Annotated in this window: 11 protein-coding genes; 1 reads left to right on the forward strand and 10 read right to left on the reverse strand. The window is 35.9% G+C overall.

Annotated elements, in window-relative coordinates; all coding sequences use genetic code 11:
- Window positions 1–20: 20 nt before the first annotated feature.
- The 7 genes from ASU35_RS17890 to ASU35_RS17915 form a co-directional block, all read right to left on the reverse strand.
- Window positions 21–1,718: a recombinase family protein gene (locus ASU35_RS17890; RefSeq protein WP_058354322.1), complete on the reverse strand. Its 1,698-nt coding sequence runs from the start codon at window positions 1,716–1,718 to the stop codon at window positions 21–23.
- 6 nt (window positions 1,719–1,724) lie between these two features.
- Window positions 1,725–1,850, reverse strand: coding sequence for a hypothetical protein (locus ASU35_RS20540; RefSeq protein ID WP_278278090.1), 126 nt, complete (start codon window positions 1,848–1,850; stop codon window positions 1,725–1,727).
- Window positions 1,851–2,090: 240 nt separating this feature from the next.
- Window positions 2,091–2,609, reverse strand: a complete 519-nt coding sequence (locus ASU35_RS17895; protein WP_147525491.1) for a hypothetical protein — start codon at window positions 2,607–2,609, stop codon at window positions 2,091–2,093.
- 544 nt (window positions 2,610–3,153) lie between these two features.
- Window positions 3,154–3,345, reverse strand: a complete 192-nt coding sequence (locus ASU35_RS17900; protein WP_058354324.1) for a hypothetical protein — start codon at window positions 3,343–3,345, stop codon at window positions 3,154–3,156.
- 115 nt (window positions 3,346–3,460) lie between these two features.
- Complete coding sequence (locus tag ASU35_RS17905) at window positions 3,461–4,063, reverse strand: hypothetical protein (RefSeq protein ID WP_147525492.1); 603 nt, start codon at window positions 4,061–4,063, stop codon at window positions 3,461–3,463.
- Between the two features lie 55 nt (window positions 4,064–4,118).
- Window positions 4,119–5,084 carry a hypothetical protein gene (locus ASU35_RS17910; RefSeq protein ID WP_058354326.1) on the reverse strand — a complete coding sequence of 322 codons (966 nt, stop codon included), beginning with the start codon at window positions 5,082–5,084 and terminating at the stop codon, window positions 4,119–4,121.
- Between the two features lie 77 nt (window positions 5,085–5,161).
- Window positions 5,162–5,593 (reverse strand): hypothetical protein, encoded by a 432-nt coding sequence (locus ASU35_RS17915; RefSeq protein ID WP_058354327.1) that lies wholly within the window; start codon window positions 5,591–5,593, stop codon window positions 5,162–5,164.
- Between the two features lie 149 nt (window positions 5,594–5,742).
- On the opposite strand from ASU35_RS17915, the gene ASU35_RS17920 reads away from it, so the two are divergent.
- Window positions 5,743–6,039 carry a helix-turn-helix domain-containing protein gene (locus ASU35_RS17920; RefSeq protein WP_058354328.1) on the forward strand — a complete coding sequence of 99 codons (297 nt, stop codon included), beginning with the start codon at window positions 5,743–5,745 and terminating at the stop codon, window positions 6,037–6,039.
- A gap of 20 nt (window positions 6,040–6,059) precedes the next feature.
- Here ASU35_RS17920 and ASU35_RS17925 read toward each other — a convergent pair whose 3' ends face one another.
- From ASU35_RS17925 to ASU35_RS17935, 3 genes are all read right to left on the reverse strand, one after another.
- Entirely contained in the window at window positions 6,060–6,299 is a 240-nt protein-coding gene (locus ASU35_RS17925; protein WP_058354329.1) for a hypothetical protein, read from the reverse strand.
- Between the two features lie 211 nt (window positions 6,300–6,510).
- Window positions 6,511–6,879, reverse strand: a complete 369-nt coding sequence (locus ASU35_RS17930; RefSeq protein WP_058354330.1) for a helix-turn-helix domain-containing protein — start codon at window positions 6,877–6,879, stop codon at window positions 6,511–6,513.
- 330 nt (window positions 6,880–7,209) lie between these two features.
- On the reverse strand, window positions 7,210–7,773 hold the full coding sequence (locus ASU35_RS17935) for a recombinase family protein (RefSeq protein ID WP_058354331.1): 564 nt from the start codon (window positions 7,771–7,773) through the stop codon (window positions 7,210–7,212).
- Between the last annotated feature and the right edge of the window lie 121 nt (window positions 7,774–7,894).

The following is a 7,894-nucleotide window of genomic DNA, read 5'->3' on the forward strand; positions in this document are numbered from 1 at the left end:
AAAAAAGCCCTGAAACCCGCTTAAACTGGGACTTTACGCGACAGTAAACAGACGGTTTCCACATGCGATTTTTTAACTCCCAAATTTTCCACAACCAAATCTATCTCTTCCCCAGTAAACTTGATAACCATTGACTTTGGATATAACTTGCCATTCTCACTATCTCTTTCAAGTCTGATTTCATCCACAAAATGTTGTATCAGTTCATTTTGTAAGTCCTTACTTGCACTTTGAAATACTACTGCAAAATTCTCGATTGCATACTGAATTTTTTCCATAGTAAGACTATTATTCTTTGCAGCAGTCAAAGTTTTTTCCTTTGCCAGTAACTTTTCCTGCACGGCACTGCTTTCCTCTGCAATCCTGTTGATTGCGTCAAGTATTCTATCCTCCTTGACATTTTTATACTTCTCATCATATCCTATTTTCTCCAAAATAGAATACTGCTGACTTTCCCTTGCCTGTAACTTTTCCTGTTCTTTTTTACAGCCTGCTATTTCTTTTTCTATACTGGATATATCAACTTGTTTTTCAAGTTGTTCCTTGACAGCCAGCATAAACTCCTTTTTTTGAATGTAGGCTCTTAAAGTCTCAATAACAGGAATATCTATCCTTTCTGTTTTTACGGCATTTTTGTGACAACAACCTTTATGGTTGTTGTTATATCCACAAACATAACTATGATAATACTTCATTTCACCATGTTTGTTTCTATGCCCCCCTGTCTTTGTTGCAATCATACGATTACCACATTCCGGACATATAATAAGTTGAGATAGCAGATTTTTTACTTCACTTTTCTTGCTCTTATCTCGCTTATGTTTGTTTGCCATACGCTTTCTTTTTTCCTGCACCATATTCCATTTTTGTTCTTCAATAATCGGCTCGTGCAGACCATCTACCAAAGTATAAACAGCGTTATGTACTCTCTTTTTTGTACCATCTTCCTGTTTTACTATGGTATCTTTACCATATACCAGTTTTCCTATATACACAGGATTATCCAAAATTCTTTTTACTGCTGAATTATCCCAGTGCTCCTGTGGTGGAATAATACTCTTGTCCTTCAATGACTTTTTTGGCACTTTTCTCGGTTCAATGCCTTCCTCATTTAAGCGGCACACAATGCCTGTATATCCAATTTTGTCATCTGACAAAAATAAATCGTATATGTATTCTACCACCTTTTTCTCCTCTGGCACAACAACTAATCTTTTATTGTCAAGTTTGTACCCATACGGGGCTTGTCCTCCATTCCATCCACCTTGCAGAGCATTGTACTTCTTGCCATTTTTGGTCTGCTCAATGATATTCTCCCTCTCCATCTCAGCAACAATAGAAAGAATTTTTATTACTAAATCTCCTGTTAATTCTTCACTACTCAATGACTCTTTGGTAGCAATAAGATTTACCCCATATTTTTTTAATGTTTCCAAGGCATTCAGTGTATCACAGGCATTTCTGCCAAAACGTGACAATTTCCACACAATGACATAATCAATTTCTCTCTTTTCTTTTACATCCTTCAGCATCTTTTGAAATTGTTCTCTGCCTTGAATGCTTGTCCCACTTACACCTGCATCTTCATATTTTCTGACAATCTCAATGCCCTTATAATCACAATATGCCTCAATTTCTTTGAGCTGACCTTCCAAAGAAAAGCCATCCACTTGGACGGCTGTACTCACTCTTGTATATACATACGCTCTCTTTTTCATAATTTTTTAATCCTCCTCTTCACTTGCATAATATTCACTTATTATTTTAGACAACACTACTATAAACTCTGTTGCCATGTCTGAACATACGTTCTTTTCATTGCATACGCTACCTACTTCCTTGCTATCCATGGTAAATAACCTCTCTTCTAAATTATTTACCACAAATCCAAAAATGCTCTTTTACTACGCCTATTCTTTTTCAAAACTTTTTATCAATCATATATGATTTCCACTTATTCAAATTGTACTGTTGGTAACATTTTTGACTATTAACTTTTTGTACATATTTCAAACCATACAACAAATAGAAAAGAATGGTTCATGTAATATTCTCACACAAACCATTCTCTTTACTGTTACATCAATTTTCTATGCACTCTCTTTCACTTTCTCAAAGACTTCAACACCCTCACATACTGCAATCCGGTTTTTATCCAGTTTAACACCTGCAACCGGTATGCCAAGTTCAATCATCATTTTCAGTTTGCTCTCGTCATATTCCACTCTTGCGTGTCGGGCATTGACTGTTTCATAAACCTTTTTGCCACTTTCAACTGAAACAGATACCACAATTAAAGCCATGTTCATATCACAATCAAAATTTTCATTCATCCATGACAAATTGTTTACCCCACTTTTCAACTGTAAGTTTGTCATGTTAAAGCCGTCTACATCTAAAGCCAATGTTTCTTTTTCATCTACATTGCCTAATACAAAGCCATAAACTCTCTCGCCTCGTTTCAGCTTATCAATAATCTGCTTTTCACTCATACCGATAAAGCCCTTACTCTTGCTGTCAAAGCAATCATAGCCAATCAATCTCTGTCCTAAAAAATTTCCGTTTGTCAAATACATACACATGATGAATACCTCAACTTTCCGTGCCACAGCACTAACCTTTATTTATCTTACAAATAAATACTAACGCTGACCACACGGATAAGGCTATTGACAGAATGCAAGGGGTTTTATTCTGAAAATCATTGTGGAATTGTGGAGTTTGTAGAGCAATACAAAATGACCTATTCGCTATTAAACATTTCTTTTGTCAATAGAATTGTTGGAAATGACTTTCTTTTCAAATATATTAAAAAATTTTATTACCTCATCCACATATTTTTATTAACATATTCAAATCCACATTTATCCACCCTATACTTTTTCACTTAAAAAAATATCATTTTCCCTTAGGGAAATCTACATTTAAAATACCCTCCCTTACCAAAATATTAATCCCTTTACTCATTTTTTCAACAAAAATTTTGAGCCTGATTTTTTCAAATTTTCCACATTTTTATTTCTTCAATAAAAATTGAAAAATATGTTCCTCACAAGTTTCTCACTAGTCCTAGAAAATGTAGCTATTTTATGTGGTGATAGGCAAAAAGAAAAGCACTACCGCTCGGGTAATGCTCTTACTTTGATAATATGCTTATCTGTTCAATGCTTTGCGTAAACGCTTTTTATAGGCTTGCTCAACTTCATCATAGAAGTCAACATCTGCTCGCCAGTCCCCATCCATTGGCAACTCTGCCATTAGGACTGTCCGTGGGTGTCCGTCTGGATAAATCATATCCAGACCTATGATGTTGTTTTCTCTCTTACTTTTGAATGATATTCCCATGTTACCTGACCTCCATGTTCTTAAATATAATACAATTATCCTTGAACATTGAGCCTAAAAACAGGGAAATCTATCTAATAGTCCATGCTGTTACAGTAGCACTAGATAATTTTGATTAGTCAAGATGAATTACGTATGCTCCATCTTCTTCTGTGACCTCTAAGCCTTCTTCCTGTGCTTGTCTTATCATATCCTCAGCTATGAATCCTTCCCATTCATCATTGGTACCACTAAATTGTGTTCCAATTGGCAGGTAATCTCCTACATGATAAACAGTTCCATACAATGGATCTCCCTCTTTCATATACACCGCGTAGGATGGCTGATCTCCTGCTGCCTTGCCATGTTCGTATATCCAACACCATCCCATTGTATAGTCTGCACCTTGTGACTTCGCATATAATGTATATTGGTGTTCTGCATCCCATGCTCCATTGATGTCTGCCCATTTTGAATGAGCAATTTCATCACTTTCACTTAAATATTCTGATGTTGAAGTGTCTGTGGTTGGTTCTGTCACTTCAATCTGTTCTGTTGGCTCTGACAAACTTTCTTCTACTAATTCTGTTGAAATATTTTCTGTCTCTATCTCTGCTTGCTGTGTTTCTGTATTTTGCATAATCGCAATAGTTTCTGTATCAGTTGTGTTACTTCCACACGCAGAAGTAAACAAACAAATACTAAATATGCTGACTGCTATTAATTGTTTTCTTTTCATACTGTTTCCCTTGCATAAACACATTATATTGCTTGCCTTTTTCCCTATCTTATACTTATTCCGTTCTCATATCCTCATTAGGATGTATTACATCATATAAAAAAACACCAGGCTCTACATCTCCGTAGGTAGCATCTACTGTGTTCTTCATTTTCATGCGCACAGTGTTTGCAAATAACTCATTATTATTTTCTCTCCCTATCCATGCAAATGTCACAGGATTGTCTTGACTAATAATCGGAGTATCATAATTAACCATCCCATAACTTCCATCTTGTCTATATCCGAATGTACCAGTAACTTCTGATGTTATAGAATCATGTATTTCCATATCATATTCAGCAAGCTGTTCCTCTGTAAGATATGACAAATCCATATATGCCTCTGACAACTCAACGTTTTTCTGTATTGTTGTTCCTATTACCGAGTTTAATTCATTGCACACCTCTGTATCTATTGTGTCACTTTGTGAAGTTACATCCGTAATCAACAATTCGATTTCCGAACTAAAGCAATCATTTTCTTCATCAATTTCCCCTTGATTAACTACACGATACAACCCTGACACAACAAGAGTACATTGCATATTTTTATTTTCATCTGTCGCAATGTAAACACGTGCATCATCATATGATGCAACAAACTCATTGTTTGTAAATATAACATTAGATTTTTTTGAACTTGTATCATAATCTACCCTAAGATTTCCCAATCTGAATGGCTCTCCATAATATGCATCTCCTTTTAAAGTCAGCATATCTCCAACTCTCCATTGCCCCCTAAGCACATCCTGTGTTACTGTTATTTCAGACGAAGTAGTATTCTTAAACTTTTCAATCTGTTGTTCCAGTTCTGACAGTTCTATTTCTGTTTCCGTTTCTTGTTCCTCTACTATTTCTGTCTCCGCTGTCTGCTCTGTTGCAATTACTTCTTGTTGCTCTGCTGTATTCTCAGTTCCACAAGCTATTGCAGAAACAGAAATTGCTAAGCATAACATTGTTACCAGTACTTTTCTTTTCATAAATTTGCTCCTTATCCAAATTTTCTTTATAAACAGATAAACATAAATGCTGTTCCCAGTTCTTTACATTGCTATTCTTATAATTGTGTAAGTAGTGACAATATTGGAACTATTGTTGTTCCCAACAATTTAACCGCCCCATTCTCGTTAATCTTGTTGCACACCTCGTTGAACTTATCAAAAAACGCTGCCACTTTATCCTTAACTGTTGTATCCGCATATAAGCTATCTATGTATGCAAGTCCCTCTTTTGTCACTCCTGCAATCTCAAAGCCGACAGCCTCTGACATTTCAATATCCTCTTCACTCTCAATGTCACTTGAAATCAAACCTAATTGTGTCAGTTCCATTATTGATGTTAAATATTCCTCTCTGTCAATCGCACCATCCATTAAAAGCTCGTCCACCACATCATCCAAACAAGCCCAACGCTCCACACGACCTATGTTGTCTGACATAGCCTTTGTTAACAATAAAATTTCTAACTGCTCCGCTGTTATATTTTTCATGTGCTTAATCTCCTTCTCCTTGTATGAATAAACCACTCTACTTGTACCATTATATTGCTTATAGTGTTTTATTTCAACTCTTATAGCGTTTTTATTTAACTCCTAATGTGTTGTTTATATCAATACAATACGTGTAGGAGGACAACACAATGATTAAAGATTTATCAACCAAGCTGAAAGAATTAAGAATGTCACAAAATCTATCACAAGCTGATGTTGCTAAAAAACTGGGTATTTCTCCCTCTATCGTTAGCGGTTATGAAACTTCCGAGAGAACGCCCAGTACTGAAAATCTGCTTGCTCTCTCCTACCTTTATAAATGCAGTACCGACTATCTACTAGGAAAAGCAAATGACAGACCCTCTGTTGTACTCGATACTGACGGCTTAACACCCGAGCAGATACAAGCGTTACAAACACTTATTAAAACAATGAAGCATGAGTAAACTCAATTACCCATGCTCTTTTATATTTTATCCATATTGTTCTGTTCATCTCGTATCTGTTGCAATTCATCAAGTGTCATTGCTCGAATATCATTTACACAGTATGCAATACATTCCATGCAGTCAACTACCTGTTGCTCTATGTTCTCTTGTTGCATACCAATGCAAAGACTTTTTATCATATTGTTTAGCTGTCCCAATCGCAATGACACATTTTCAAGAGCATCCATACACATCCTGCGTTCCACTTTTTCTTCCATAAGCAATCCTCCAATCTTTCTTAATGTTTGGGGATTGTAACGCTGTGGCTTATAATGAGTCAAGGCATTTTTCCATGTAGCTCTATCATATCACAGGGAATTGGAATACACTCTACTTTGGGGTGTTGGTATGTATATATTATTTTCATGCCTATATTTCTGTCACACACTTTTTTCATTTTTTATTGAAATGAAAAGAATGGTTACAAATTCATCGCCTATCTGTTGCATTTTCCAAAATAGCTGACTTACCTTTCTTATTCCTATGTTTTTTAAGTACATTGTAAACCGTAGATTTTGAACACTCCATGCAGTTTACAATCTCTTTTACAGACATACCGCTATCATACCGAAGTAATATGCCTAATTCATTACAGCTATCCTTACTGGCTAGTAATGCCCCTTTATTCAGTCTGCCACGCTTGTCTCTGTAAATATTATGTTTTTTATCCCACTCCTTCTTGCGTTGCTCGGCTAGTTCCTTGCGTTGTATTTCAATCTCTCTGTCAACCCATTCCTCATCTATGTAGTCTCTCTGTTCCTCATAATCATCAAAAATATCGCTGTCCTTAATTTCCATAACCTACGCACCCCTTCCATGCTGTTAAAAATCATGTCTCCATATACACCCATAATTTTCATAATTTTTAAAATATAGGTCACTACACCCATGTAGCCTTTTATGCTCCACTATTTTATCAACTAGTACCATTCTCTTATCCTCGGCTTGCATATTTCTTTTTTCTTTGCTCTATGCAAATTTTACACATTACTGTAAATTAACCCACCACCTTTTAATTTTTTAAATTATGTCAGTAATATTGTAATGTCCTTTTCCATGCCTAATATCTTAAAAAAGTCAAAAAAATAACACACGCTGAAACGTGTGTTAAATGTTTTATATTGTTTTTTATTTTTCCTTCTTTTCCCTTTCGTCCACTTTTCTGTAAAATGTACTCCTGCTTATTCCCATAAGTTTACAGGCAGAAACCGCTGTTATCTCTCCTTCTTTCCATGACTGATATATTCTATCAAAGTCAGCAATCTCGATTGGCTTACGTCCCTTATATTTTCCTTCACGTTTTGCAATCTCTATTCCCTCGGCTTGCCGTTCCAGTATGTTTGCCCGCTCTAATTCTGCCAACGCACCGCACACCACAAGAAAGAATTTACCCATCGGACTATCCGTGTCAATATTTTCTTTTTGGCTCACAAACTTAACATTTTTGTCAGACAGCTTTTCCAACAAGTCAAGCAAATCCTTTGTACTGCGTGCAAATCGTGAAATACTCTCCACAACCACGCAATCCCCCTCTCTTACAAAGTCCATCATCTTTTTTAGCTGTGGTCGGTCTGTATTTTTACCGCTTACCTTATCAATATATAATGTTTCCACCCCATACTGCTCCATGAGTACCTCCTGCCTCATGGTGTTTTGTTGCTCTGTTGACACTCGTACATATCCAATATTCATTGTTTCCACTCCATTTCTATTTTTATTGAAATGAAACAATGTATATCATTTTTCTGTTTCTTTAGAGTATACCCTATCCATACAAAACACTATTTCTCAAAAGTGTTCCAATAAAGCACAA

It is taken from the genome of Acetivibrio ethanolgignens (assembly GCF_001461035.1).
Taxonomy (GTDB): domain Bacteria; phylum Bacillota; class Clostridia; order Lachnospirales; family Lachnospiraceae; genus Velocimicrobium; species Velocimicrobium ethanolgignens.

What these genes read in the sequence shown, in the direction of transcription:
- ASU35_RS17890 (WP_058354322.1), bottom strand. Translation starts at nt 1,718, where the DNA reads ATGAAAAAGAGAGCGTATGTATATACAAGAGTGAGTACAGCCGTCCAA.
- ASU35_RS20540 (WP_278278090.1), bottom strand. Translation starts at nt 1,850, where the DNA reads ATGGATAGCAAGGAAGTAGGTAGCGTATGCAATGAAAAGAACGTATGT.
- ASU35_RS17900 (WP_058354324.1), bottom strand. Translation starts at nt 3,345, where the DNA reads ATGGGAATATCATTCAAAAGTAAGAGAGAAAACAACATCATAGGTCTG.
- ASU35_RS17905 (WP_147525492.1), bottom strand. Translation starts at nt 4,063, where the DNA reads ATGAAAAGAAAACAATTAATAGCAGTCAGCATATTTAGTATTTGTTTG.
- ASU35_RS17910 (WP_058354326.1), bottom strand. Translation starts at nt 5,084, where the DNA reads ATGAAAAGAAAAGTACTGGTAACAATGTTATGCTTAGCAATTTCTGTT.
- ASU35_RS17915 (WP_058354327.1), bottom strand. Translation starts at nt 5,593, where the DNA reads ATGAAAAATATAACAGCGGAGCAGTTAGAAATTTTATTGTTAACAAAG.
- ASU35_RS17920 (WP_058354328.1), top strand. Translation starts at nt 5,743, where the DNA reads ATGATTAAAGATTTATCAACCAAGCTGAAAGAATTAAGAATGTCACAA.
- ASU35_RS17925 (WP_058354329.1), bottom strand. Translation starts at nt 6,299, where the DNA reads ATGGAAGAAAAAGTGGAACGCAGGATGTGTATGGATGCTCTTGAAAAT.
- ASU35_RS17930 (WP_058354330.1), bottom strand. Translation starts at nt 6,879, where the DNA reads ATGGAAATTAAGGACAGCGATATTTTTGATGATTATGAGGAACAGAGA.
- ASU35_RS17935 (WP_058354331.1), bottom strand. Translation starts at nt 7,773, where the DNA reads ATGAATATTGGATATGTACGAGTGTCAACAGAGCAACAAAACACCATG.